The organism is Enterobacter sp. UPMP701 (assembly GCF_053709515.1).
Map to the genome: position 1 here is coordinate 400298 of NZ_JBSKJN010000001.1, position 26773 is coordinate 427070.

Consider the following 26773-nt stretch of genomic DNA (forward strand, 5'->3'; position numbering starts at 1 on the left):
ATCTGCCGCAGAATTCAGACAGTCATACTTACCTCTTTATGGAATGAGCGCTACCATAGCGCGATTGAGATGACAGGAGACGTCCATGAGCGAGCAAACCATTCGTTTAACGCAGTACAGCCACGGAGCCGGTTGCGGTTGTAAAATTTCCCCGAAAGTGCTGGAGACCATTCTGCACAGTGAACAGGCGAAGTTTGTCGACCCGAACCTGCTTGTCGGCAACGAAACGCGTGACGATGCTGCAGTTTATGACCTGGGTAACGGCACCAGCATTATCAGTACCACTGACTTCTTTATGCCGATTGTCGACAACCCGTTCGACTTCGGGCGCATTGCGGCCACCAACGCCATCAGCGATATCTTCGCCATGGGCGGTAAGCCAATCATGGCGATTGCCATTCTGGGCTGGCCTATCAACACCATTCCACCGGAAATCGCCCGCGAGGTGATTGATGGCGGACGTTTCGCCTGCCAGCAGGCGGGGATTGCGCTGGCCGGGGGTCACTCTATCGATGCGCCGGAGCCTATCTTCGGCCTGGCCGTCACCGGCGTGGTGCCGACCGAGCGCGTGAAGCGCAACAGCACCGCGCAGGCGGGCTGCAAACTGTTCCTCACCAAACCGCTGGGCATTGGCGTACTCACCACCGCCGAGAAAAAATCCCTGCTGAAGCCAGAACATATCGGTCTGGCTACGGAAGTGATGTGCCAGATGAACCTCGCCGGTGCGGCATTCGCCAATATCGATGGCGTGAAGGCGATGACCGACGTTACCGGTTTTGGTCTGCTGGGGCACCTCTCTGAAGTCTGTCAGGGCGCGGGCGTGCAGGCGCAGGTCTGGTATCAGGACGTGCCGAAGCTGCCGGGCGTGGAAGAGTACATTGCTCAGGGCGCGGTTCCGGGCGGTACCCAGCGCAACTTCGCCAGCTACGGTCACCTGATGGGTGAAATGCCTGAGGAGTGGCGCAACCTGCTGTGCGATCCGCAAACGTCCGGCGGCCTGCTGCTGGCGGTCACGCCTGAATCCGAAGCCGAGGTTCAGGCGACCGCTGCCGAGTTTGGCATCACCCTGACGGCGATCGGCGAGCTGGTCACCGCGCGCGGCGGCCGACCGATGATTGAGATCCGTTAATTCGATGCGGTTGTTTATTGCCGAAAAGCCGAGTCTGGCCCGTGCCATCGCCGACGTGCTGCCTAAACCGCATCGCAAAGGCGATGGCTTTATCGAATGCGGTAACGGGCAGGTGGTCACCTGGTGTATCGGCCACCTCCTGGAGCAGGCGCAGCCGGACGTCTACGACAGCCGCTACGCCCGCTGGAACCTCAACGATCTGCCGATTGTGCCGGAAAAGTGGCGTCTTCAGCCACGTCCTTCCGTCACCAAACAGCTCAACGTTATTAAGCGTTTTCTGCACGAGGCGACAGAAGTGGTCCACGCGGGTGACCCGGACAGGGAAGGACAGCTGCTGGTGGATGAAGTGCTGGACTATCTGGAACTGGCGCCAGAAAAGCGCCAGCAGGTGCAGCGCTGCCTGATCAACGACCTCAACCCGCAGGCCGTTGAGCGCGCGATCTCGCGCCTGCGTTCCAATAGTGAGTTTATTCCGCTGTGCGTCTCGGCTTTAGCGCGCGCCCGCGCCGACTGGCTGTACGGCATCAACATGACCCGCGCCTACACCATTCTTGGGCGCAATGCGGGCTACCAGGGCGTACTCTCCGTGGGCCGCGTGCAGACGCCGGTGCTGGGGCTGGTGGTACGCCGTGATGAAGAGATTGAGAACTTCGTCGCCAAAGATTTCTTTGAAGTGAAAGCGCATATCGTCACCCCTAAAGACGAGCGCTTCACGGCCGTCTGGCAGCCGAGCGACGCCTGCGAGTCGTACCAGGATGAAGAGGGGCGTCTGCTCCATCGTCCGCTGGCCGATCACGTGGTTAACCGTATCACCGGCCAGCCCGCTATCGTCACCAGCTATAACGATAAACGGGAATCAGAACCCGCGCCGCTGCCGTTTTCGCTTTCTGCACTACAGATTGAGGCGGCAAAAAAGTTTGGCTTGAGCGCGCAGAACGTGCTGGATATCTGCCAGAAGCTTTACGAAACCCACAAGCTGATCACCTATCCGCGTTCAGATAGCCGCTATCTGCCGGAAGAGCACTTTGCGGGTCGCCATTCGGTGATGAACGCTATTAGCGTCCACGCGCCGGATCTGCTTCCTCAGTCCGTTGTTAACCCGGATACCCATAACCGCTGCTGGGACGACAAAAAAGTCGATGCCCACCACGCAATTATTCCGACGGCACGCGCCAGCAGCGTCAACCTGACCGACAACGAAGCGAAGGTCTATAACCTGATCGCCCGTCAGTATCTGATGCAGTTCTGCCCGGACGCAGTGTTCCGCAAGTGCGTCATTGAGCTTGAGATCGCCAAAGGCAAGTTTGTTGCTAAAGCGCGTTTCCTCGCGGAAGCGGGCTGGCGTACGCTGCTCGGTAATAAAGAGCGCGACGAAGAGAACGACGGCACGCCGCTGCCGGTGGTGGCGAAAGATGATGAACTGCTGTGCGAGAAGGGCGAAGTGGTTGAACGTCAGACCCAGCCGCCGCGCCATTTCACCGACGCGACGCTGCTGTCGGCCATGACCGGCATCGCCCGCTTTGTGCAGGATAAAGATCTGAAGAAGATCCTGCGCGCCACCGACGGTCTGGGCACGGAAGCGACCCGCGCGGGGATCATCGAACTGCTCTTTAAGCGCGGTTTCCTGGAGAAAAAGGGACGTTACATCCATTCAACAGAACCGGGCCGGGCGTTAATTCATTCGCTGCCGGAGCTGGCCGCGAGGCCGGACATGACCGCGCACTGGGAATCGGTGCTGACGCAGATCAGCGAAAAGCAGTGCCGCTATCAGGACTTTATGCAGCCGCTGGTCGGGACGCTTTATCAGCTGATCGATCAGGCGCGCAGCACGCCGGTGAAGCGGTTCCGGGGAATGGTCGCCCCGGGCGGCGGGGCGAAGAAACCGTTCAAAAAGAAGAAAAGCGCAGCCAAAGATCCAACCTCTTAAACCGTAGTCGCCACCCGGCAAGAAAGGTGGCGTTTACTCATTCAGCGCGCCATAGATCTGATCGACAATCCATCCGTATGTCGCCGCAGGCAAGGTCCCGCTGACAAAAACATTCGGATTTATTTTAGGGTCAGCGACGGGCGAGTGCGGTCGGTTGCCCAGAATGACAATCGCCATATGTTTTACGGGATCAATGGCGGTGAGCGTGCCGGTCCAGCCCGTGTGACCATAGGTCTGCGGGCTCGCCAAAACGCCAAAGGTAGGCGTCATAGATGAATTACCGTTCACCCGCCAGCCCAGCCCAAAGGTGACGTCTGCTGCCGAGCTACGGGTAAACTCATCTACTGTGTTCTGATCAAATAACGTTACGTTGCCATAATGTCCCCCGTTCAGCATGGTCTGCATCAGAACGGCAATATCCTGCGTGTTGGAGAACAACCCGGCGTGACCGGAAACGCCGCCCATGGAATACCAGGCTTTTTCATCATGTACCTCTCCCCAGAGTGTGGTGGTGCGAATATGGGGGAAACTGACTGCGCCGTCGCGGGTGTTACCGTTGAGTTCCGTTGCGGCAATCTGCTGCTGCTTAAACCCTTTTAACAGTGGATTAAACACCGTGTGCTTCAGGCCGAGAGGCTGGTAAATCTGTTTCTCAACGTACACATCAAGCGGCATTGCGGTGACGGACTCAATAATAAACCCGAGGATCATGTAATCGACGTCGCTATAGACATGTTTTGAACCGGGCGGATAATCAAGTGGCGTTCGTTTAATCATCTCCAGCGTGGTTTTTTTATCCTGAGAGTAGAGATCGCCTGCAACGCGCTTGTTGGGGTATTGCGGATCGGCCGGGAAGCCAGCGGTATGATGCAAAATATCAATAATACGCAGGGCATCTTTCCCCTTAATTTTATCCGTGGGGTTATCCCTAAACCCTGGAATATATTTCGCGACAAGGTCGGTCACGTTTATTTTTCTTTCGTAGACCAGCTTCTGTAGCGCAAAGTTTGTTGCATACATTTTGGTATTGGAAGCCAGATCGTACAGCGTGTCCGTGGTGGTCATGACAGGTTTACTGGCTAAATGCGAGCCGTCATATTTTTTGGCGTAGCCCCAGGCTTTCTGAAATACAATGTGGTTATCTTTTATCACCAGCACATTCATCCCGGGGTAGCCAGCGTCAACTTGCTGCTGGATCCAGCGATCCATACTGTTTAATTTTTTAACATTAAAGCCCACGGTTTCCGGTTGTGCAGGGGTTAACACCGGATAATCCGCCGCAAACGCTGATGCGGATAACGCAATCAAAGAAGCAAACATCGCACACAGTTTCATCATCGATCCCTCAATGTAAGACGATATTCTTGCACCCAAAACGTCGGTAATAATAAACCTGCTTCACGAGGAAAAAGGGATCATCTCCACGAAAACAGCAATGGTGTTGTTGACACTATTGCCGCCCGGCAATAATCCCTGCCACTTCCATGACCTTTGCAGGCGGTTGTCGCACCCGGATCTGCTGCGCCATAAAACGCATATACGGATCCATATGGCTGAACATGGCTTTATAACCGGCGCAAAGATGGTTGTGCCAGCGTTGTCCGCTCTTATGGATACGGTGTTTGGGGCAGCCGCCGTGGCAGGCGAAGCGCCAGTCGCAGCGCATACACTCTGCGGATACCGCCGTTTTCGCCAGGCCAAACTTTCGCTGCTGTTTGCCGTTCGCCATTTTTGCCAGGCTGTCCCGTCGCAGATTGCCCAGCCGGTGCTCTGGGTAGACATAATGATCGCAACTGTAGACGTCGCCGTTTTGCTCCACCACCAGCCCAAACCCGCAGGAAGATTGCATCACGCATAATGAAGGGGGCTCTCCCAGCCATGCCGCCAGCGCGCTGTCAAACAGCTGGACGTAAACCCGACCCACATCGTGCCGTACCCACAGGTCGAAAACGCCGTTGATAAATTTTCCCCACTCTTCTCCGGAAACCGACCATTCGGTGACCGCGCCTCCGGCAAGGGACTGCGGATAAAGCAGCTCGCCGTATTTTTCCGCCAGCGGCCGTTGCTCAACGGCGGGAATAAACTGCACAAACCGGGCCCCCAGCTCGTTGGTGAGAAAACGATAAATCTCCTGCGGATGTGCAGCCGTCACGTTGTTCACAACGGTTAAAACGTTCACGTCGACACCGTGGTGTTGTAACAGCGACATGGCGCGGACTACCCGATCAAACACCGAACGCTGGCTGAGGGTTTTGCGGTAGCGATCGTGCAGCCAGGCGGGGCCATCAATCGAAAGTCCCACCAGGAAATGGTTTGCGGCGAGGAACGTGGCCCATGCTTCGTCGATGAGTACCCCGTTGGTCTGAATGCTGTTCGTGATGCGCTTACCGGCGGCGTATTTTTGCTGTAGCCGCAGCGCCTGCTCATAAAAAGCGATACCGGCCAGGGTTGGCTCACCGCCTTGCCAGGTGAATTCAACCTCCGGTCCGGGGTTGGCGGCAATGTACTGACGCACATACGCCTCCAGCGTCGCGTCATCCATATGGCGTGCGGGTCGGCGGGGCTTAAGCGTGCCGTGCTCTTTCTCCAGATAGAAGCAGTAATCGCAGGCGATGTTGCACTGATAGCTGACCGGTTTGGCCATCAGATGAAAGGGACGGTTCATGCTGGCTCCTTAGCCTTCCTGAAAAGGGTGATACTGCTCACTTTTTTATCACTGCGTTTTGACTTTATAAAAAAACGATCGAAATATAGATTTCATATAAACACATATAAAATGAAATATAAACTTCATTACGCCAATATCAGGGGCTTTTATGAGCAAATTGTTTGCAGGAGCACAAAATCTGGGTAAGTCGTTCATGTTGCCAATCGCCGTACTGCCCGCCGCCGGGCTGCTGCTCGGGTTTGGCGGCGTCCTTACCAATCCGGTTACGCTTGCCACGTATCCGGTTCTGGATAACGCGCTTCTTCAGGCCATATTCACGGTGATGAAACTCTGCGGCAGCGTGGTGTTCGATAACCTTTCACTGCTGTTTGCGGTAGGTATCGCCGTCGGGATGGCGCGTAGCGACAAAGGCACTGCCGGGCTGGCCGCGGTGCTGTGTTATATCGTCATGAACAAGGCAATTAACGCGTTGCTGCTGCTTTCCGGCACGCTGGCGTCAGACAATCTGGCCGCTGCCGGGCAGGCAAACGTGATGGGGATCGTCAGCCTGCAAACCGGCGTGATGGGCGGCATCATGAGTGGCCTGTTGGCGTATTGGGTGCAAAAACGCTTCGGTAAAACGGAACTGCCAAACCTGTTGGCCTTTTTTAGCGGCTCGCGTTTTGTGCCCATCGTCAGTTCGTTTTTCGCGATCTTTCTCGGCGTGGCGCTGTTCTTTGTCTGGCCGCATATTCAGGCGGGCATTAGCCACCTTGGTGGGCTGGTGGAACAAACCGGCTACGTGGGGACACTGTTCTACGGGATGATCCTGAAATGCCTAATCCCACTCGGTCTGCACCACCTGTTTTATCTGCCGTTCTGGCTGACCAGCGTCGGCGGCGAGGCAGTGGTTAACGGCCAGGTGGTTCAGGGGACACAGAAAATCTTCTTTGCCCAACTGGCCGATCCCTCCGTAACGCAGTACTACATCGGCGTATCGCGTTTTATGGCGGGGCGCTTCGCCGACTTCATGTTCGGCCTGCCGGGGGCAGCGTTGGCGATCTACCACGCTTCGCGGCCAGAAAACCGTAAAAAGGTCGCCAGCCTGATGCTCTCCGCTGCGCTCACGGCCTTCGCCACCGGCATCACCGAGCCGCTGGAGTTCGCGTTTATGTTCTGCGCGCCGCTGCTTTACGGGGTCCATATCGTGCTGACCGGCGTGGCCTTTATGTTGACTCACGTTTTACAGATCACCGTCGGACAGACTTTCTCAGGTGGACTCATCGATTTTCTGCTGTTTGGTGTGCTTCAGGGCAATGCCAAAACCAACTGGCTGCTGATGCTGCCGCTCGGTGCGGTGATGTTCTGTCTGTATTACTTCTCTTTCCGTTTCCTGATCCAGTGGCGACAGTTGAAAACACCCGGCCGCGAGACTGAGGAAGAGGAGACTAAGGATACCGTCCTTGCAGGCAGCGAACGCGCCGCCGGTATCGTGCTGGCTCTGGGCGGGCGCGACAACATTATCGATGTGGACTGCTGCGCCACCCGCCTGCGCGTCACGGTGAAAAATGCGCACGCTGTGTTGATCGACGATTTTAAACGGCTCGGCAGCCGCGGCGCCTTTATTCGCGGCGAAGGGGTGCAGGTGGTGTACGGGCCGCATGTCACCTTAATCAAGAACGAAGTTGAAGAATTTATCGGTTCATAAAAAGAGACGTCTTATGAAAGCAGTCATGCTGATGTTCGATACACTCACCCGTAACCACCTTGCCCCCTACGGCGGTGACGCGATTACGCCTAACTTTACCCGGCTGGCGCAGGCGTCTGCGCAGTTCGATCGCTTCTATGTCGGCAGCATGCCCTGCATGCCCGCCCGCCGGGAGCTGCATACGGGACGCTATAACTTTTTGCATCGTAGCTGGGGGCCGCTGGAGCCGTTCGACTTCTCCACCTTTCAGGCGCTGCGCGAGGCGGGGATCCATACTCATCTGGTGACTGACCACAAGCACTACTGGCGAGACGGCGGGGCCACGTATCATACCCGCTACTCCACCTTTGAGTTTATTCGCGGCCAGGAAGGGGACCGCTGGAAAGGTCAGGTGGAGAAACCGGCGATCGTCTGGCAGGGGCTGGAGGATGAAGAGACGCAGCGCAGACGCAGCGGACGGATGACTCAGGATCTGATCAACCGCGCCGCGATGCCTGGCCAGGAAGACCACTATACGCATCGTACCATTCAGGCGGGAATGGACTTCCTTGAAACCAATCAGCACCAGGATAACTGGTTTCTGCAGATCGAATGTTTTGATCCCCATGAGCCCTTCTTTGTGCCGGAAAAATACCTCGCGCAGTATGGCTGCACTGCCGATGAATTCGACGGCTGGGTGCCGTATTACTGCGGCGCGCCGGGCGGAGAGAACGACGATAAGGTGCGTAAATTTTACCAGGCGCTGATCACCCTGTGTGACGACTATCTCGGCCAGGTGATGGATAAACTGAAGGCGCTGAACCTGTGGGATGACACGCTCTTTATTGTCTGCACCGATCACGGTTTCCTGCTCGGCGAGCACCAGTGGTGGGGCAAAAATATTATGCCGGTCTATAACGAAATCGCGAATACGCCATTTTTCATCCGCGATCCGCGTAGTCGCGCGTACGGAGTGCGGCGGCAGGCGCTGGCGCAAACCGTCGATATTCCCGCCACGCTGCTCGACTATTTTAATCTACCGCGCCCGGCAACGATGACCGGCCGCCCGCTGGGCGATGCGGTGGCGCATGACATTCCGGTGCGTAACTACGCGCTGTTCGGTTACTTCGGGGGGCACATCAATATTACCGACGGCGATTACATCTATATGCGCTGTCCACGGGAAGAGGGCAACGACAGCCTGTACGAATACACATTGATGCCAACGCGCATCGACAGCATGTTTAACGTCAGTGAACTGCACACTATCACTCTTCATCCGGGGTTCGATTTTACCCAGGGGGCGCAGGTGATGCAGATCCCGGCCACGTTCGGGTATCTCAACCCGTGGCGCTTTGGCGATAAGCTGTTTGATCTGCGATCCGATCCCGGCCAGACGGTTCCGCTGGCGAGTGGCGAAAAGACGTTGCACTACGCGCAGGCGATGCGCTCGATGATGCAGGCGCACGACGCGCCTCGGGAGTTGTATGCCCGTTTTGAGCTGGACGCGATCGGCGAAACGCGCGAGGCGGCCTTCGCCGAACGCTGGGCGCGGCTGGACGTTCTGGCCGATTGCGATCATCACGGTGTGGAGGAGGCGCTGCGCTTTGTTCTCCGCGCAGGGCAGGCGCAGGGGTATGATCGCGACGAGCTGTTGGCCCGGCTGCCCGCTGGGGGGAAAATCCGCGACGCCGACATCTTTGCCCTGATTGACGCCTTTTTTAGCGGTGACGCGCACCGGGCATTGGTCTACCAGGCCCGTCTGCTGTTGAGAACGGAATAACAACATGTGGATACTGGAAAATGAACGCATTAAGGCGACGGTACAAGCGACAGGCGGTGAACTGGTCAGTCTCTGGGATAAACTGGCGGGCAGGGAACGGTTATGGCAACCGGACGCGGCGGTCTGGAACCATACGGCAACGCAATTGTTTCCGGTTGTGGGTCGACTGATACATAACGGACTGTGGCTCGACGAGCAGTTCTGGCCGCTGCCCGCACATGGCTTTTTACGCGAACACATTTTTGGCTGTGTTGCCCAGACGCCGGATACGTTGACGCTGGAAGCCTGCGCCACGTCGCAGACGATAAAACGGTGGCCGCGCCGCTGGCGGGTACGGCTGGAGATAGCCCTCGACGCTTCTGATCTGGTGTTCCGGCAGACGGTCATCAACGACGACAGCCGGGCGTTGCCTTTCTCGGCTGGCTGGCATCCGGGCTTTGCCCTGCCCATCTCCACTCGCTCCGGCTGGTGGGTTGAATTTAGCCCGGCGGTGAGCGGCCCCTTTTTCACCCGGGAACGCACCCTTGAAACAGACGGGCAACGGCAGGACGTCACGCGCTTTGCGCTGACGAGTACCTGTTTCGCGGCGGGTGCGGTCTATTTCGGCGACGGTCAGCACAGAACGATCCACGTTCGCGACCCCGACGGCACGCTTGCATTGACGCTTGAAACAGGCGAACAACCCTGGCTGGCGCTGTGGGGCGTGCCGGGAGCCGATTTGTTGTGCATAGAGCCGCTGGCAGGCACGACCGATGCCCCGGATGCAGACGGGCAGAGCACGAATAAGCGCGGGATGCGGCAACTGGCCGCAGGAGAAAGCCAGACTTTTACCGCCCGTCTACGCTTTGCGGTGGACGCATGAGCGGGGGATTGCCAGAATACGGGCAGTCTTTATCGCAAAGGGAGCGAAACGTCGCCATGAGCGTGAATCGGGAAAACGTGCGGGTCTACATCAGCAATATTTTGGGCGGCTTAAGTGAGACCGATCGTCATATCGCCGGGTTTATTCTGGAGCAGCCTGCGCAGGTCGCGCAGATGCCGGTAAGTCGGCTGGCAGAGGCGATGCGGGTCAGCGAAGCCACCATCGTGCGCTTTTGTAAAAAGATTGGCTATGGCGGTCTGCTGGATCTGAAAGCGGCACTGAAGCGCGAACTGCTTGCAGAGAGCGAGCAGGCGCTGCCCGTTTCGCCGGACATCTTCCTGGACGATTCACGTAACGAGGTGGCGCAGAAAATCGCGCTGACGCTGGAGACGACGGTAAAGGAGACCATCGGCCTGCTGGACATGAAGGTGGTGCATCCTGTGGTGGACCGTTTCCTGACGGCCCGCCGGGTGCTGTTTGTCGGGTTTGGCGCATCGGGCCTGTCGGCGATGGAGGCCAGGGATAAAATGAACCGTCTGGGGATCGACTCGGAAGCCTACACCGACCGTTTCACGATGACCCTGAAACTCGCCAACCTGAAGACGGACGATCTGGTCGTGGCCTTTTCACACTCGGGCGAGACGCCGGAGGTGGTCAACGCTTTTCGACTGGCGCGCAAGGCAGGGGCACACTGCCTTGCTATTACCCATAGCCATCAGTCGCCGCTGACCGAGCTAGCCGATACCTGGCTGCTGACCTGCGGCAGCGCGGGGCCGTATCAGGGCGACTCTATCGCCACGCGGGTCTCACAGCTGTTTATCATCGAATTCCTTTGTACGGAAATCACCCGACACAACCTGCGCGACAGCGCCTCGACCGGGCTTTCCATCAAAGAACTGTTGATTAAGGAAAGAATCAAACGTGAGTCTTCAGGAGAATAATGCCTCTTTTCCTCCATGTCCGCGGGGAAAATGGTGGCTGGCCGGTAAAACGCCGGACTACCGCTTTACGCTGGCTAATGAGCGTACTTTTCTGGCGTGGATCCGCACCGCACTGGCGCTGATGGCCGGGGCGGTAGGTATTGAACAATTTTCACCTCAGCTCTCCTCCGTAGGGCTCCGTACAACGCTGTCTGCGCTGCTGCTGAGCGCGGCATCAGCGATGGGGGTCATCGCCTGGCGTCGCTGGCGTCACAATGAATACGCGATGCGTCTGGGGAGCGACCTGCCGTATACACGCGGTTTATTCCTGCTGGGCGGGTTTATCATGCTGCTGGCGCTGTTGCTCGCGGTTCTGCTGTGGCAGGGGGGGCAGTGAGCCGCGATCCGGGGCTACAGACTGAACGGACGCTGCTGGCCTGGCGTCGCACAGGATGGGCGGCGCTGGTGCCGGGACTGCTCTGTCTGCGTCTCTGGCTGCACGTCGGCGAACCGCTGCACGCGGTGAGTGCGTTATTTTTATTGAGCGTGGGGCTGGGGATGTTGTGCGGCATAATGCGCAGGCACCGCGTGGTTTCATTGCTGGTTGCCGGGAGTGGCGCACTGCTGCTGGCGGGCACGCTGTTGCGCTTATAGCCCGGCGGCAACAGCGCCGGGCAAATACTGGCTAAATCACACCCTGACCCATCATCGCATCCGCCACCTTCACGAACCCGGCGATATTCGCCCCGCGCACGTAGTTGGTTTGCGACGCCTCACCGCCGTACTCGACGCAGGCATGGTGAATATCCAGCATGATGTGGTGCAGGCGCGCGTCCACTTTCTCTGCCTTCCAGCCGAGACGCGCGGCATTTTGCGCCATCTCCAGACCGGACGTCGCCACGCCACCCGCGTTTGCGGCCTTGCCCGGCGCAAACAGCACGCCCGCTTCAAGGAAAAGATCGGTCGCTTCGATGGTGGTCGGCATATTCGCGCCTTCCGCTACCGCTTTCACGCCGTTGCTAATCAACGTACGTGCGGCCTCCACGTCCAGTTCGTTTTGCGTGGCGCACGGCAGGGCGATATCCACCGGCACGCCCCACGGCTGTTTGCCTTCCAGATACGTCAGACCAAATTCCGCGGCATAATCCGCAAGACGGCCGTCACGGCTGGCTTTGATTTCGCACAGGCGCGCCAGTTTCTCCGCCGTAAAGCCCGCTTCATCCACCACCGTGCCTTTAGAGTCCGAGGCCGTCACCACGCGGGCACCAAACTGCATCGCTTTTTCGATAGCGTACTGCGCCACGTTACCGGAGCCGGACACCGCCACGCGCATCCCTTCAAAACCTAAGCCGTGGCGCTTGAGCATCGCTTCAGTGAAGTAAACCAGGCCGTAGCCTGTCGCTTCCGGGCGGATCAGGCTCCCGCCAAAGGATAATCCTTTGCCGGTAAAGACGCAGGCGCTGTTGTTGGAGAGCTTTTTCATCATTCCGGCCATAAAGCCCACTTCGCGGGCGCCCACGCCGATATCTCCCGCCGGTACGTCGGTGTCCGGACCAAGATGGCGATAGAGCTCAGTCATCAGCGCCTGACAGAAACGCATCACTTCGCCTTCGCTTTTGCCTTTCGGGTCGAAATCACTACCGCCTTTACCGCCGCCCATAGGGAGCGTGGTGAGGGCGTTTTTAAAGGTCTGCTCGAAGCCGAGGAATTTCAAAATCGACAGGTTCACGGATGGATGAAAACGCATGCCGCCCTTAAACGGGCCAATGGCCGAGTTAAACTGCACGCGCCACGCGCGGTTAACCTGCACCTGGTTGCGGTCATCCACCCACGTTACGCGGAACTGGATCACGCGTTCTGGCTCAACCAGGCGTTCCAGCAGCGACAGTTGACGATAGCGCGGGTTTTCTTCAAGGAATGGCCACAGGGTGGTCATCACTTCACGAACGGCCTGCGCAAACTCGCTTTGGTGCGGGTCGCGCTGCTGAACGTGGGCAAGGAAACTTTCCAGAGAGCGTGTCTGATCCATAGATATAAGAACCTCTTATAATAATTTCTGATTATGACTTATGCGATTTGTGTTGTTTTTTTGACTATACCACCCGTACCGCTTTGTGAAGCAAGCAGAAATTCATGCTCAAAAGGAAATTCATGACGCGGGCTGAGTCATAACAAAAAGCGATGGCGTGTGAAATTAAAGATTCTGTCCGATTTACCGTTATAGTCATTATCAGGACATAACAGGAAGAGAAGTCTATGAACCGTTACGTGATGGCCGCGTTATTGTTGATGTTGACCGCAGGCGCGCAGGCTGACCGCATTCGCCCGGATGTGGAAGTGAATGTGCCGCCGGAGGTGTTTAGCTCCAGCGGCCAGCGCGCGCAGCCGTGTAACCAGTGCTGCATCTATCAGGATCAAAACTATTCAGAAGGGGCCGTTGTGAAAGCAGATGGCGTGCTGCTACAGTGCCAGCGGGATGCGCGTACCATCAGCACGAATCCGCTGGTCTGGCGTCGCGTAAAAGAATAAACGCCTCCAGCAGCGGAATGTCCGCCGGGGCTAACGCGTAGTTAAACGCCTCTTGCGGCGTACACCAGGCCAGCGCGCTGTGGTAGTGCGCCGTGAGCTCTCCGCAAAAGGTCGGAACGTGCCAGGCGTGCAGGTTGATCAACCGCTGCGAGACTTCCCGCTGGTGGCTTGCCACGTATTGCGCAGGCTGAGCCTCAATACCCAACTCTTCGCGCAGCTCGCGGATAAGCGCCTCTGGCTGAGTTTCGCCAGCTTCGACTTTCCCGCCTGCAAATTCCCACATACCCGGCTGGTCGGCGTGAGCAGGGCGCTGCGCCAGTAAAATGTTGCCGTCTTTTTCGATGATGGCCGCAACGACATCGACTGTTTTTAGCATGGTCGTCAATACTTGATAGCGAAAAACGCCATATTATCGTGCCCTTTCAAAGAGTCCAGTCATCAGGAGAATCAGGTGAAAGAGACATCCACCTGGGTAGATCCCATCTCAACCCTTCCGGCAAGCGTTAAACCCATTGCCGCCATGCAGCAAAAACACTTCGGCGCGGTGCTTAACCCCACGCGCTGGTGGGGACGCATGCCGCGTCTGTTCTGGCTGGTCGCCTTGTTCGTGGGTTTTCTGGAACGGAGAAAAGCGCGCCTGACGCCCGTGCTGCGCTCACTGCTTATGACGCGGGTATCGCAGCTGTGCCACTGTGCTTTCTGTATTGACGCCAACAGCCTGCGGCTGGCCGAGCGTAGCGGCGCGCTGGACAAAGTTCTGGCCGTGAGCGACTGGCCTGATTCTGACGTGTTCAGCGAACAGGAGCGCGCGGCGCTGGCCTATGCGGAGGCGGTCACCGCCACGCCGCCCCGGGTGAACGACGCCGTCAAAGTACAACTGAAGCACCACTTTACTGACGACGCTATTACCGAAATGACGGCGCTTATTGCCTTTCAGAATCTCTCTGCCCGCTTTAACGCCGCCCTCGATATTCCGGCGCAGGGGCTGTGCGCCACGTTTAAAGGGAAGCCTGATGCTTGACCGTCACCTGCACCCGCGGGTAAAGCCCGCCCTGAATCGTCTGGCTTCCGTGCTGGACAAGCCGGGCGTGACGCCCGACGGATTAACCCTGACCGGGTTTGCTATCGGCCTGCTGGCGCTGCCGTTTCTGGCGCTTGGATGGTACCCTGCGGCGCTGGTCACCATCGTACTGAACCGCCTGCTGGATGGGCTGGACGGCGCGCTGGCGCGCCGGAGAGGGCTGACGGATGCGGGAGGGTTTCTCGATATCGCCCTCGATTTTCTGTTCTATGCCCTGGTGCCGTTTGGCTTTGCGCTGGCGGCACCGGCCGGGAATGCTCTGGCCGCCGCCTGGCTGTTATTCGCGTTTATCGGCACCGGCAGCAGTTTTCTGGCGTTTGCGGCGCTGGCGGCGAAGCACGATATCGATAATCCCGGCTATGCGCATAAGTCGTTTTACTACATCGGCGGGCTAACGGAAGGGACGGAGACCATCGCCCTGTTCGTGCTGTGCTGCCTGTTTCCGGCGCACTTTACGTTGTTCGCATGGGTATTCGGCGCGCTGTGCTGGCTGACCACCACAACGCGCGTCTGGAGCGGTTACGTGACGCTGAAGTCACTCACCCCTTAGAGAGCGCTTTCAGGCCCGCGCTCGCCGGTTGATACCGGGTTCTGCGGGTGGCTGCTCCATTCGTACCAGCCGCCGTCATAGACGGCGACGTGCTTCCAGCCCATCGCCCTGGCGTACATAAAGGCTTCGGACGCCCGCCAGCCGGTACCGCAGTAAAACGCGACCTGCTGTTCCGGCAGGATCTTCCAGTTTTTCCACTGGGCGGCGATGTCATCAGCGCTGCGCATGGTGCCATCCGGGTTATGGAAGTCTTCCATGTGCGTGGCGTCGCTCCCCGCGTGACCCCAGCGGGCACCGGCTATTTCACCTTTTGGCTTGATATAGCTATAGCCGCTGGTTTCGCCGATAAACTCCGGCCACGAACGAATGCTGACCAGAGAGGCATCCTGGCGGTGCAGCATCCCGCGTGCCTGCTCCATATCCACCATCAGCTGCGGCTGGCCGGGGATCGGCGCGCCAAAATCAGGGGCAGGTTTCACCTCCCCGGGCATACCGCGTTCAACCGGCAGGTTGGCTGCAGACCATGCCTTCCAGCCGCCGTCAAGAATACGGACATCCTTTACCCCCGCGTAGAGCATAATCTGCGCCACGCGCGCGGCGGCGTAAACGTCGCGCCCATACAGAATGACGGTGGTGTCATGGCGGATCCCGTGCTTCGCCAGCATCGCTTTTAGCTTGTCGTCGGAGACCTTATTCCACAGCGGCTCGCTTTCCACCTCGTTGGTATCGATATAGCCCGCGCCGGGAATGTGGTTCAGCAGGTAATACTTCGGTGCGCCCCAGGCAGCTTCAATCACTTTCCAGTCGCCCGCCGGTGCGGCAGCGATCGGTTTGCCCTGCTGGAGCCGGTGGATCCACTGCGGGTAGACCAGCTGTTCAAAGTGCGCCAGGCGCTGAAGGCGCTCCGGCGTCTGCAGGGCATCGCTGAGAAACGAAACATGCCGGAATCCAGCTTTCTCCAGGCGGGCTTTCACCGTCTGGTTATCCTTCTCGTCACCGTACAGCGCGATGGACGTCGCAGGCGTAAGATGATGCTGTCTGGCCCAGAGCACAATCTGCTCGTCGTTCATTGCATCAAGCCAGGCGGCAGCCAGGTTGAGCGCGGCGGGTTCGTGCCCCGAGGGGCCGCTGAGCGTTTGCGGCCAGCCGTTGTAGAACGCGCTGGGGCGGGTGTCGACAGGCGTGCCGTGCTGAGCCTGAAGCTGAGACAGCGTCATCGCGTTGGCCATATCAGCCGCCAGAGAGGAAAAGGAAGCGAGGCCGCAGAGCAGGGCCAGCGCGGTCAGTTGAGAAACACGTTTCATCGAATAACCTGACGTCAGTAAAAGAGGGGGGCATTGTCGTCTCTCCCGAAACGGAAAACATTGCGTTAGCACATTATTGCCAGCGAGAAATCTCAATCACCTCGCCGCCGGGCGGAATATCCTCTTCGTCATGAGTGACCAGCACCACCGGGATATTGCGCGCGCGGAGGGTGTCAAATACCCATGTCCGAAACGTCGTGCGCAACGTTTTATCGAGGCGGCTGAAGGGTTCGTCCAGCAGCAGCGCCTGCGGTTCGGCAAGCAGGGCGCGCAGCAGGCTTACGCGGGCACGCTCTCCGCCGGAAAGGGTGACCGGATCGCTCGCGTAATGTCCGCTCAGCCCGGCGGAATCCAGCGCCTGCTCGACCGCTTCCCGTCGCGCGCGCCCAGCGATCCGCTCAGGTAACGCCAGCAGTAAATTTTGCCCGACGGTGAACGGGTCAAACAGCAGGGCGTCCTGAAAGAGAATGCCCAGCCCGCGGGATTCAACGGGAAGGCCGTCGCAGCGACGTGCGTCGAGCCACAGTTCGCCCCGCGCCTGAAAATCGTCTGACAGCGCACCGATCATCCAGGCAAAAAGGGTCGATTTGCCGCTGCCGGACGGCCCCATCAGGGTGACGATCTCCCCGCGGGGTACGCAAAAATTGACCTCGCGGAAAAGCGGTTCAATGGTGAGGTTGCTTACCTTCAGCATTAACGTAATCCTTGACGGTAGCGGCTCGCGAGCCGGGATAACAGGGCGGCAAGGCCGAATACGACGCCCGTGACCAGCAGTAAGCCCAGCGCCCGGTTTGCGAGAACCGGAATGCTTCCCCCGCTGCTGAGCGCGACGGTCTCGGTAGTCAGCGTGGCGAAACGCCCCGCGCCCAGCCAGAGCGTCGGCATGTATTGCGCCATGCTGACGGAAAATCCGGTGGCAAAGGCCAGCAGCGCAGGGCGTACCAGCAGAGGGCATTTCAGCAGGCAGAAAATTTTAGCCCGTCGCCAGCCGAGCGTTCTGGCGGTAAGGATAAGCCGGGGATCGATCCGCCGCCAGGCGGGTTGCAGCACCAGCAGCATCCAGGGCAACACCCACAGCAGATGGCTCCAGAGCACGGCGGCATAATGCCCGTCGAGCCCCAGATGCAGCGCAATCGTATACTGGCCGGTAACGAGCGGCAGGGCCGGAAGGGCGAGCGGTAGCCACACCCACGCTGCGTTTCTCTGCGGCCCCCATTCCAGCCAGAGAACGCTGACAACCAGCGCGATCAGGCTCGAAAGCAGACCAAAGGAGAGGCTGGTATCCACGGGACCCACGTCGTCCCGCTGCGCCAGCATGAGCAGAACTGCGGCGCACAGGATGCCGCATGCGGGCAGAAATCCGCTGAACGCGCGTTCAGGCAGCACGAGATGCGACCTGCGGCGCGTACCTGTCTGGTCCGGAATCCCGCGACGCCAGACCTTCCACAGACAGTACCCCAGCACGGCAAGCACGGCCAGCATCAGAAGGAGAATCAGGCACAGCAGCATCCCTTTTGCCTGCTGCTGTGCGTCGCCCTGGCTCAGCCACTGCCAGGCCAGTACGGCCAGCGTGGGCGGATTGCCGGGCCCGAGAACGATCGCTACGTCCACCACCGACAGCGACCACGCCAGCACCGCCAGCATCACCGCGCCGAGGACAGGCGCAATCGCTGGCAGGATCAGCCAGCTTAGCGTCTGTAAACGCCCGTAGCCGAAGGTCTGCATGACGATTTTCTGCTGCGCGAGCCGTTTTTCCGGCAGCACGGCGTAAATGGCCCACAGCACGAACGCGCTCTCTTTAACCGCGAGCGTCAGGCCCAGCCCGGCGCCGTAGCGGTCAAACGGCGGCGAACAGACGGTGCAGATCTGATAAAACAGCCCGCCCTCGGCAAACAGCAGTAACGCGCTGGTGGCGAAGGCCACGTGAGGGACGGCCAGCAGCCACGGCAGGCGCGTGCTGAGGCGCCGCCAGCGTTTGCCGGGCCAGAAAAGTGCCACGAGGAAAAGGGCGATAAATAATGCCCCCAGCGTGGCGATAAGCGTTGAGACCAGCGTAGCGATGGCAGCCTGCGGCAGCTGCGGATCGTTCAGCAGCAGCTGCCAGTTCGTCATGGAAAACGCCGGCGCGAACAGCATGGCGCCGGCGGGCAGGATCGGCAGATAGATAGCCGCCATCGCCAGCCAGACAAGCCAGCTTAACGGGTGCCGTAACGACGCAGCCATTCCTGCTCCAGCGCGTTCACCCACGCGGACTGCGGCTCCGGGAGCACCTTTGGCAGCCCCTGAGGTGTGTGGGCCTGCAGCTGCTTCGCGTCACCTTCGGGCAGCGTTTTCGCATCCAGCACGCTCGGGTCTCCCCAGACGGCCGGATCGGCTTTACGGATCTGCGCCTGCGGCGACAGCAGGAAATTGGCGACCACTTTCGCACCTGCGCTCGCGCTGGCATTGGCCGGAATGGCCACAAAATGAACGTTGCCAATTGTTCCGCCGTGGAAACCAAAGCTGTAGCTGTCGGCGGGCAGTTCACCGCGGGCGACTTTTTGCTGCGCATGCGCCGGGTTGAAGGTCAGCGACAGGTTCAGACTGCCGCTGGCGAGCAGGGCATCCATCCGCGCAGGGGAGGGAGGGAAGTCTTTCCCTTCGCGCCACAGCAGTGGGTGCAGCTTATCGAGGTAGGCCCAGAGCGGCGCCGTAACCTGATCAAACGTTGCATCGGGCGCTTTTTGTAACGCCTCAGGGCGTTCGGTGAGCGTCAGAAGCAGCTGCTCGAGAAATGCCGTGCCGGTGAAATCGGGTGGACGAGGATAGCTCACCTTGCCCGGGTGCTGCTGCGCGTACGCCAGCAGCGCCTGAGGATCTTTCGGCGGCGTCGGCATGCTGGCTTTGCGGGCGATAAAGGTCAGCTGCGCGCCGCCCCACGGCGATTCCGCCCCGTCTGTGGGAATCGCAAAATCTTCCGTGACGGGTTTACGGGTATCGACATAGCGCCAGTTGGGCAGCGTCTGCGCCCATCCGCTTTGCAGCAGGTTCGCCTCTTTTAGCGTGCGGAAGTTTTCGCCGTTCACCCACAGCAGGTCGACTGAGCCGTTGGTCTTTCGCCCTGCGGCAGCTTCCGTCTGAATACGTTTTACCGCATCGGCGGCATCCGCCAGCGGGACGATTTTTAGGGTAATGGCATAGTGCGTTTGCATCTCACCGCTGACCCACTCAAGGTAGCGGTTAACCGCCGGATCGCCGCCCCAGGCGTTAAACCAGACGGTCTGGCCGCTGGCCTGCTGTTGGATAGCCTGCCAGCTTTCGGCGGCACAGAGAGGGGCTGCCAGCAGCAGACCGGTCAGGAACGCGCAAAAACGCACACGGCGCATAATGCCTCACTTTTTAAACAAAGAGGTGTAACGGGAGAAGAGCCAGCGCGTGGCCAGCGGTAATAACCCCAGTAGTGTAAAGGCGAATACGATCCCCGGCGACAAAATATCGCGCAGCGAGGTCACTTTCCCTAGCTCGCGCCCGGCGTTGAGAAAGATAACCGTGGCGGGCAGCATGGCGACCTGGCTGACCCACCAGTAGCGCCGTACCGTGATGCGGGTCAGTCCCATCAGTAAATTCACCAGGAAAAACGGGAACAGCGGCATCAGGCGCAGGGCAAAAAGATAGCCTGCGCCGTCGCGCGTCATGCCCGCATTCACCGTTGCCATCTGTCGGGCAAACCGCCGCTGAACCCAGTCGCGCAGCAGATACCGGCTGGCGAGCATGGCCAGCGTGGCCCCGAGCGTGGAGGCAAATGAGACCAGCATGGTGCCTTCCCAAAGGGGAAAAAGCGCTCCGCCCAGCAGGGTCAGGATCGCCGCACCGGGGATCGACAGGGCGGAAACCGCCACGTAAAGCGCAAAAAAGATCAGCGCGCTCGGTAGCGGCGCGTGTTCAACATGGGAAAGTAATGCCTGCTGATGCGTTTTAATTCCGGCCAGAGAGAGCGTGCCGGGCGGAAGAAAGAAATACGTCAAAATAAATGCGCCCAGAAGGGCGCACAGGAAGAGTGTTTTTCGCATGTTCACGCGTCATTACAGCTTGAATTTAGCCCACACCGGCGCGTGGTCAGACGGTTTTTCCATGCTGCGGATATCGTAGTCGATCCCGGTTTCGATGCAGCGCTCTGCCAGCGGCGAACTGGCCAGCAGCAGATCGATACGCAGGCCGCGGTTGTCGTCAAAGCCCTTAGAGCGGTAGTCAAACCAGGAGAAGCGGTCCTGCGTTTCCGGGTTGGCATTACGGAAAGTATCCACGAGGCCCCAGCCAAGCAGGCGCTCCATCCACTCGCGCTCCTCCGGCAGGAAAGAACATTTTCCGGTGCGCAGCCAGCGCTTGCGGTTCTCTTCGCCGATGCCGATATCCAGATCCGTCGGGCTGATGTTCATGTCACCCATGATCAGCACCGGGTTCTCTTTTTTCAGTTCGGTCGTCAGGTAGTTCTGCAAATCCTGGTAAAACTTCGCTTTGGCCGGGAATTTTGTCTCGTGATCGCGGCTCTCACCCTGCGGGAAATAGCCGTTAATGACCGTAATATTCCCGAGCGGAGAAGGGACTTCCGCCATGATGATGCGACGCTGCGCCTCTTCACCGTCGCCGGGGAAGCCGCGACGCACGGAGACCGGCGTATCTTTGGTCAACAGCGCAACGCCGTAATGGCCTTTCTGCCCATGATAGAAGACGTTGTAACCGAGTTTCGCCACCTCTTCGAGGGGGAACATGTCGTCGTGAACCTTGGTCTCCTGCAGGCCGATCACATCTGGCTGATGTTGCTCAACAATGGCTTCAAGCTGATGAGGGCGGGCGCGCAGGCCGTTGATATTAAAAGAGACAAATTTCATAGTCGCTGCCAGTGCAAGGTGAATAGTGCATGGATGGTAGCAGAATTTGCGTCAACTGTTACCGGGTTCGACCAATAACTGCGACAGATAATGCCGGTGGTGCAATATTTGCACCATTCTGACGCGCTTCGCCCTATAACCGGGCGTAAATGGCCGATAAATTTCGCGAGCGATCACAATTCCAGAATTATATTTGGCCTGTGCATACTCTTTCTGATTTTCATGCGGCAAAGCGCCGCTTGTCGTAAAAATATTCACTTTTTATGCACTAACAGTGAATAACTCCATATCGTAACCTATTGATATTCTGTTACCTCAACCCGTTTATGCATTTTTATCGCTGGCTGGCACGAAGGCTGCAATCTACATTCACAGTGCAAACACTCAATTATTTAACATTCAAATAACTTTTTATTTACCGGATGAGGTCGCTATGTCTCTGTCAATTACGCGTGAAAATTTCGATGAATGGATGATGCCGGTTTACGCTCCGGCGGCTTTTATTCCGGTTCGTGGGGAAGGCTCGCGCCTGTGGGATCAGCAGGGTAAAGAGTATATCGATTTTGCCGGGGGGATTGCGGTCAACGCGCTGGGCCATGCGCACCCTGCGCTGCGTCAGGCGCTGAACGACCAGGCAGCGAAGTTCTGGCATACCGGCAACGGCTTTACCAACGAGCCCGCGCTGCGCCTGGCGAAAAAGCTGATCGATGCGACCTTTGCCGAAAAAGTCTTTTTCTGTAACTCCGGCGCGGAAGCCAACGAAGCGGCGCTGAAGCTGGCGCGCAAATATGCCCACGACAAGTTTGGTACGCACAAGAGCGGGATTGTGGCGTTTAAAAATGCCTTCCACGGGCGCACGCTCTTTACCGTGAGCGCGGGCGGTCAACCCTCTTATTCGCAGGATTTCGCCCCGCTGCCGCCGGATATTCGCCACGGCATCTATAACGATCTGCAGTCCGCCAGCGAGCTGATTAACGACACCACCTGCGCGGTGATCGTCGAGCCGATGCAGGGCGAGGGCGGCGTGCTTCCGGCGCAAAAAGCTTTCCTGCAGGGGCTGCGCGAGCTGTGCGATCGTCACGACGCGGTCCTGATTTTCGATGAAGTGCAGACCGGCGTGGGCCGCACTGGCGAGCTGTATGCCTATATGCACTACGGCGTCACGCCGGACGTGCTCTCCACCGCGAAAGCTTTGGGCGGCGGCTTCCCGATCGGGGCGATGCTGACCACCGATAAATTTGCCAGCGTGATGACCGTCGGCACCCACGGCACCACCTACGGCGGCAACCCGCTGGCCACCGCCGTCGCCGGGCAGGTTCTCGACATCATTAACACCCCTGAGGTGCTGAAGGGCGTTAAGCAGCGTCACGACTGGTTCGTTGAGCGCCTGAACGCCATCAACGGCAAGCTTGGCCTGTTTAAAGAAATTCGCGGCCTGGGGCTGTTGATCGGCTGTGAACTCACCGCTGAGTTTGCCGGAAAAGCTAAACTTATTTCGCAGGAAGGGGCAAAAGCAGGCGTGATGGTGCTGATTGCCGGTGCCAACGTGGTGCGTTTTGCGCCTGCGCTGATCGTCAGCGAGGAAGAGGTGCAAACCGGTCTGGACCGTTTTGCGCTGGCGTGTGAGAAGGTGAAATCCGGGGTGTCATCATGATGGTCATCCGTCCCGTTGATCGCGGCGATATCGCCGGGCTCATGCAGCTTGCCGGTAAGACGGGAGGCGGACTGACCTCGCTTCCTGCCGATGAAAAAACGCTGTCGGCGCGCATTGAGCGCGCCCTGCAAACCTGGCAGGGGACGTTGCCAAAAAGCGAACAGGGTTACGTGTTCGTGCTGGAAGACACCGACACGGGAACCGTGGCCGGGATCTGCGCCATCGAAGTGGCCGTCGGTCTTAACGACCCGTGGTACAACTACCGTGTCGGCACCATGGTTCACGCCTCGAAAGAGCTGAACGTCTATAACGCGCTGCCCACGCTATTTCTCTGTAATGACCACACGGGCGCCAGCGAGCTCTGCACGCTGTTCCTCGACCCGGCGTGGCGCAAAGAGGGCAACGGCTATCTGCTCTCCAAATCGCGCTTTATGTTTATGGCCGCCTTCCGCGATCGCTTTAACGAAAAAGTGGTGGCAGAGATGCGCGGCGTGATCGACGACAAAGGCTACTCGCCGTTCTGGGAGAGCCTGGGCGAGCGCTTCTTCTCAATGGAGTTCAGCCGGGCGGACTATCTCTGCGGCACCGGTCAGAAAGCGTTTATCGCCGAACTGATGCCTAAACATCCTATCTATACCCATTTCCTCAGTCCGGAGGCGCAGGCGGTGATCGGTGAAGTCCATCCGCAAACGGCGCCCGCCCGCGCGGTGCTGGAGAAAGAGGGCTTCCGCTACCGGAACTATGTCGACATCTTTGACGGCGGGCCAACGCTTGAATGCGATATCGACCGCGTGCGCGCAATCCGTAAAAGCCGACTGGTTGAGGTCGCTGAAGGTCAGCCCGCGCCAGGTGACTGGCCCGCCTGTCTGGTGGCAAACGAAAATTACGCCAACTTCCGCGCCATGCTGGTGCGAACCAACCCGAAATGTGAACGTCTGGTGCTGACGGCTGCAGAACTGGATGCCCTGAAATGTAACGCCGGCGATACGGTTCGCCTGGTGCGTCTCTGCCCTGAGGAGAAAACAGCATGACATTATGGATTAACGGTGACTGGGTAACGGGCGAAGGCGAAGAGCGCGTAAAAACCAATCCGGTTGGTAAAGAGGTGCTGTGGAAGGGAAATGACGCCAGTATCACGCAGGTAGATCTGGCCTGCCATGCCGCGCGCCGCGCGTTTCCGGCATGGGCAAAACGGCCTTTCGCCGAGCGCCAGGCGATTGTTGAAAAATTTGCCGGACTGCTGGAGGCGAATAAGGCCGAACTGACGCGCATCATCGCGTCTGAAACCAGCAAGCCGCGCTGGGAAGCGGCCACCGAAGTGACAGCGATGATCAATAAGATCGCTATTTCGGTTAAGGCGTACCACACCCGCACCGGCGAACAGCATACCGAGATGCCGGACGGCGCGGCCACGCTGCGCCACCGCCCGCACGGCGTGCTGGCGGTGTTTGGCCCGTATAACTTCCCGGGACACCTGCCGAATGGCCACATTGTGCCTGCGCTGCTGGCGGGCAATAGCGTTATTTTCAAACCGAGCGAGCTCACGCCATTCACCGGCGAGGCGGTGGTCAAACTGTGGGAACAGGCCGGTTTGCCGCCGGGCGTGCTGAACCTGGTGCAGGGCGGACGGGAAACCGGTCAGGCGCTGAGCGCGCTGAACGACATCGACGGCCTGCTGTTCACCGGCAGCGCCGGAACGGGCTATCAGCTGCACCGCCAGTTGGCAGGGCAGCCGGAGAAAATTCTGGCACTGGAGATGGGCGGCAACAACCCGCTGATTGTCGAAGATCCTGATGATATCGACGCCGCGGTCCACCTGACGATTCAGTCCGCCTTTATTACCGCCGGACAGCGCTGCACCTGCGCCCGCCGCCTGCTGGTCAAGCGTGGCGCGCAGGGGGATACCTTCCTGAAGCGTCTGGTAGAGGTGAGCGCGCGTCTGGCGCCTGGCGCGTGGGATGCCGACCCGCAGCCTTTTATCGGCGGGCTGATTTCCGAACAGGCCGCGTTGAACGTGCTGAAAGCCTGGCAGGACCACGTCGCGCGCGGCGCGAAAACCCTGCTGGAGCCGAAGCAGGTTCAGCCAGGTACCTCGCTGCTGACGCCGGGCATTATTGAGATGAGCGGCGCGAGCAACGTGCCGGATGAAGAGGTCTTTGGCCCGCTGCTGTGCGTCTGGCGTTACGACGATTTTGATGCGGCCATTGCGATGGCGAATAACACCCGCTATGGCCTGTCGAGCGGGCTGATTTCACCTCATCGCGAGAAGTTTGATCAACTGCTGCTGGAAGCGCGCGCCGGGATTGTGAACTGGAATAAACCGCTGACCGGGGCCGCGAGCACCGCGCCGTTCGGTGGCGTGGGCGCGTCGGGCAACCATCGCGCCAGCGCCTGGTATGCCGCCGATTACTGCGCGTGGCCGATGGCGAGCCTGGAAACCCCGGCGCTGACGCTGCCGGAGACGCTTAATCCGGGGCTCGATTTTACGAAGGGAGAAGGCCATGAAAGCGCGTGAAGTCAACTTTGACGGGCTGGTGGGGCTGACTCACCACTATGCCGGTCTCTCCTTTGGTAATGAAGCCTCGACCAGGCACCGCTTTCAGGTCTCTAACCCGAAGCTGGCGGCGAAGCAGGGGCTGCTAAAAATGAAGGCGCTGGCGGATGCCGGTTTCCCGCAGGCGGTGATCCCGCCGCAGGAACGCCCGAACGTGGCGGTATTACGTCAGCTCGGTTTCACCGGCAGCGATGAGCAGGTGGTTGAAAAAGCGGGTACGCAGACGCCCCACCTGCTCTCCGCCGCAAGCTCCGCCTCCTCTATGTGGGTGGCAAACGCCGCGACCGTCGCGCCGTCAGCCGACACGCTGGATGGTAAAGTCCATCTGACGGTGGCGAACCTGAATAACAAATTCCACCGCGCCACCGAAGCGGAGACCACCGAGCGCGTGCTGCGCGCCATTTTCAACCATGACGACCATTTCGAGGTGCATCAGGCCCTGCCGCAGGTGGCGATGTTTGGCGACGAAGGCGCGGCCAACCATAACCGACTGGGTGGCGATTACGGCGATCCTGCCGTGCAGCTGTTTATCTACGGACGGGAAGAGGGAGGCCACACCGCGCCAACCCGTTATCCTGCGCGTCAGACGCTGGCGGCCAGCCAGGCGGTTGCGCGCCTCAACCAGGTCAATCCGTCACAGGTGATATTTGCCCAGCAGAACCCGCACGTGATCGACCAGGGCGTGTTCCATAACGACGTGATTGCCGTCTCCAACCGCCAGGTGCTGTTCTGCCACGAGCAGGCATTTGCTCATCAGGAGAAGCTGCTCGCCACGCTGCATGAGCGCGTGCACGGCTTCACGCCAATCCAGGTGCCCACGGAGGCGGTGAGCGTGCAGGACGCGGTAGAAACCTATCTGTTCAACAGCCAATTGCTCAGCCGCGATGACGGCAGCATGATGCTGGTCCTGCCGCAGGAGTCCCGGGATCATAAGGGCGTGTGGCGCTATCTGACGGAGCTGGTGAAGGCGGATAATCCGATTGACGAACTGCGCGTGTTTGACCTGCGTGAAAGCATGGCCAACGGCGGTGGACCAGCCTGTCTGCGCCTGCGCGTGGTACTTACGCCAGACGAAATGCAGGCCGTTAATCCGGCAGTGATGATGAATGAGACGCTGTTTAACACCCTGAACGATTGGGTGGATCGCTACTATCGCGACCGGCTAACGCAGGCGGATCTGGTTGACCCGCAGCTTCTGCGTGAAGGACGCGAGGCGCTGGACGCGTTATCGACAATCCTGCAACTGGGATCGGTTTACCCGTTCCAGCGCTAAAGGAG

At 59.0% G+C, this 26773-nt stretch carries 25 protein-coding genes; 15 read left to right on the top strand and 10 right to left on the bottom strand.

What is annotated here, in order from left to right:
• Positions 1-85: 85 nt before the first annotated feature.
• On the top strand, positions 86-1129 hold the full coding sequence (selD, locus tag ACWKXT_RS01935) for a selenide, water dikinase SelD (RefSeq protein WP_454527125.1): 1044 nt from the start codon (positions 86-88) through the stop codon (positions 1127-1129).
• A gap of 4 nt (positions 1130-1133) precedes the next feature.
• Positions 1134-3056, top strand: coding sequence for a DNA topoisomerase III (locus tag ACWKXT_RS01940; RefSeq protein ID WP_454531521.1), 1923 nt, complete (start codon positions 1134-1136; stop codon positions 3054-3056).
• A 33-nt stretch (positions 3057-3089) separates the two neighbouring features.
• On the opposite strand, the gene pbp4b is transcribed toward ACWKXT_RS01940, so the two are convergent.
• Together pbp4b and ACWKXT_RS01950 are read right to left on the bottom strand one after the other, a co-directional pair.
• Positions 3090-4391, bottom strand: coding sequence for a penicillin binding protein PBP4B (gene pbp4b / locus ACWKXT_RS01945; protein WP_454531895.1), 1302 nt, complete (start codon positions 4389-4391; stop codon positions 3090-3092).
• A gap of 115 nt (positions 4392-4506) precedes the next feature.
• Positions 4507-5721 carry an anaerobic sulfatase maturase gene (locus ACWKXT_RS01950; RefSeq protein WP_454531522.1) on the bottom strand — a complete coding sequence of 405 codons (1215 nt, stop codon included), beginning with the start codon at positions 5719-5721 and terminating at the stop codon, positions 4507-4509.
• 151 nt (positions 5722-5872) lie between these two features.
• On the opposite strand from ACWKXT_RS01950, the gene ACWKXT_RS01955 reads away from it, so the two are divergent.
• Genes ACWKXT_RS01955 through ACWKXT_RS01980 form a run of 6 tightly spaced genes read left to right on the top strand, consistent with a single transcriptional unit; the run spans position 5873 to position 11609 of the window.
• Entirely contained in the window at positions 5873-7411 is a 1539-nt protein-coding gene (locus tag ACWKXT_RS01955) for a PTS transporter subunit EIIC (RefSeq protein WP_454531523.1), read from the top strand.
• A 13-nt stretch (positions 7412-7424) separates the two neighbouring features.
• Positions 7425-9173 (top strand): sulfatase, encoded by a 1749-nt coding sequence (locus ACWKXT_RS01960; RefSeq protein ID WP_454531524.1) that lies wholly within the window; start codon positions 7425-7427, stop codon positions 9171-9173.
• A gap of 4 nt (positions 9174-9177) precedes the next feature.
• On the top strand, positions 9178-10035 hold the full coding sequence (locus tag ACWKXT_RS01965) for an aldose epimerase family protein (RefSeq protein WP_454531525.1): 858 nt from the start codon (positions 9178-9180) through the stop codon (positions 10033-10035).
• Between the two features lie 56 nt (positions 10036-10091).
• The gene (locus ACWKXT_RS01970; protein ID WP_454531526.1) at positions 10092-10976 is read left to right on the top strand and encodes a MurR/RpiR family transcriptional regulator; all 885 of its coding nucleotides are present in this window, start codon (positions 10092-10094) and stop codon (positions 10974-10976) included.
• On the top strand, positions 10957-11352 hold the full coding sequence (locus ACWKXT_RS01975) for a YidH family protein (RefSeq protein WP_454531527.1): 396 nt from the start codon (positions 10957-10959) through the stop codon (positions 11350-11352). The genes ACWKXT_RS01970 and ACWKXT_RS01975 overlap by 20 nt, the downstream gene beginning before the upstream one ends.
• Positions 11349-11609: a DUF202 domain-containing protein gene (locus ACWKXT_RS01980; protein ID WP_454527117.1), complete on the top strand. Its 261-nt coding sequence runs from the start codon at positions 11349-11351 to the stop codon at positions 11607-11609. Before ACWKXT_RS01975 ends, ACWKXT_RS01980 begins: the two co-directional genes overlap by 4 nt.
• Before the next feature lie 31 nt (positions 11610-11640).
• On the opposite strand, the gene gdhA is transcribed toward ACWKXT_RS01980, so the two are convergent.
• A complete protein-coding gene (gene gdhA / locus ACWKXT_RS01985) occupies positions 11641-12984 on the bottom strand; it encodes an NADP-specific glutamate dehydrogenase (protein WP_454527116.1) in 1344 nt (447 codons plus the stop codon).
• Between the two features lie 227 nt (positions 12985-13211).
• Between gdhA and ACWKXT_RS01990 the strand changes: the two genes are divergently transcribed.
• Positions 13212-13484 (top strand): YnjH family protein, encoded by a 273-nt coding sequence (locus ACWKXT_RS01990; RefSeq protein WP_454527115.1) that lies wholly within the window; start codon positions 13212-13214, stop codon positions 13482-13484.
• Here ACWKXT_RS01990 and ACWKXT_RS01995 read toward each other — a convergent pair.
• Positions 13444-13860, bottom strand: coding sequence for a pyrimidine (deoxy)nucleoside triphosphate diphosphatase (locus ACWKXT_RS01995; RefSeq protein WP_454531528.1), 417 nt, complete (start codon positions 13858-13860; stop codon positions 13444-13446). The genes ACWKXT_RS01990 and ACWKXT_RS01995 overlap by 41 nt on opposite strands.
• 75 nt (positions 13861-13935) lie before the next feature.
• Between ACWKXT_RS01995 and ACWKXT_RS02000 the strand changes: the two genes are divergently transcribed.
• Positions 13936-14505 (top strand): carboxymuconolactone decarboxylase family protein, encoded by a 570-nt coding sequence (locus tag ACWKXT_RS02000; protein WP_454531529.1) that lies wholly within the window; start codon positions 13936-13938, stop codon positions 14503-14505.
• Positions 14498-15115, top strand: coding sequence for a CDP-alcohol phosphatidyltransferase family protein (locus ACWKXT_RS02005; protein WP_454531530.1), 618 nt, complete (start codon positions 14498-14500; stop codon positions 15113-15115). Before ACWKXT_RS02000 ends, ACWKXT_RS02005 begins: the two co-directional genes overlap by 8 nt.
• Here ACWKXT_RS02005 and ACWKXT_RS02010 read toward each other — a convergent pair.
• From ACWKXT_RS02010 to xthA, 6 genes are all read right to left on the bottom strand, one after another.
• Positions 15112-16419: a sulfurtransferase gene (locus tag ACWKXT_RS02010; protein ID WP_454531531.1), complete on the bottom strand. Its 1308-nt coding sequence runs from the start codon at positions 16417-16419 to the stop codon at positions 15112-15114. The genes ACWKXT_RS02005 and ACWKXT_RS02010 overlap by 4 nt on opposite strands.
• 73 nt (positions 16420-16492) lie before the next feature.
• Positions 16493-17113, bottom strand: a complete 621-nt coding sequence (locus ACWKXT_RS02015) for an ATP-binding cassette domain-containing protein (RefSeq protein WP_454531532.1) — start codon at positions 17111-17113, stop codon at positions 16493-16495.
• Entirely contained in the window at positions 17113-18642 is a 1530-nt protein-coding gene (locus ACWKXT_RS02020; protein ID WP_454531533.1) for a thiamine ABC transporter permease, read from the bottom strand. The genes ACWKXT_RS02015 and ACWKXT_RS02020 overlap by 1 nt, the downstream gene beginning before the upstream one ends.
• Entirely contained in the window at positions 18615-19775 is a 1161-nt protein-coding gene (locus ACWKXT_RS02025) for an ABC transporter substrate-binding protein (protein WP_454531896.1), read from the bottom strand. Before ACWKXT_RS02025 ends, ACWKXT_RS02020 begins: the two co-directional genes overlap by 28 nt.
• A gap of 15 nt (positions 19776-19790) precedes the next feature.
• A complete protein-coding gene (locus tag ACWKXT_RS02030) occupies positions 19791-20474 on the bottom strand; it encodes a TVP38/TMEM64 family protein (protein WP_454531534.1) in 684 nt (227 codons plus the stop codon).
• A gap of 6 nt (positions 20475-20480) precedes the next feature.
• Positions 20481-21287 carry an exodeoxyribonuclease III gene (gene xthA, locus ACWKXT_RS02035; protein WP_454531535.1) on the bottom strand — a complete coding sequence of 269 codons (807 nt, stop codon included), beginning with the start codon at positions 21285-21287 and terminating at the stop codon, positions 20481-20483.
• Positions 21288-21720: 433 nt separating this feature from the next.
• Between xthA and astC the strand changes: the two genes are divergently transcribed.
• Genes astC through astB form a run of 4 tightly spaced genes read left to right on the top strand, consistent with a single transcriptional unit; the run spans position 21721 to position 26768 of the window.
• Complete coding sequence (gene astC, locus ACWKXT_RS02040) at positions 21721-22941, top strand: succinylornithine/acetylornithine transaminase (RefSeq protein WP_119914798.1); 1221 nt, start codon at positions 21721-21723, stop codon at positions 22939-22941.
• Entirely contained in the window at positions 22938-23972 is a 1035-nt protein-coding gene (gene astA, locus ACWKXT_RS02045) for an arginine N-succinyltransferase (RefSeq protein ID WP_454531536.1), read from the top strand. Before astC ends, astA begins: the two co-directional genes overlap by 4 nt.
• A complete protein-coding gene (astD, locus tag ACWKXT_RS02050; RefSeq protein WP_454531537.1) occupies positions 23969-25456 on the top strand; it encodes a succinylglutamate-semialdehyde dehydrogenase in 1488 nt (495 codons plus the stop codon). Before astA ends, astD begins: the two co-directional genes overlap by 4 nt.
• A complete protein-coding gene (astB, locus tag ACWKXT_RS02055) occupies positions 25443-26768 on the top strand; it encodes an N-succinylarginine dihydrolase (RefSeq protein WP_454531538.1) in 1326 nt (441 codons plus the stop codon). Before astD ends, astB begins: the two co-directional genes overlap by 14 nt.
• Positions 26769-26773: the final 5 nt, after the last annotated feature.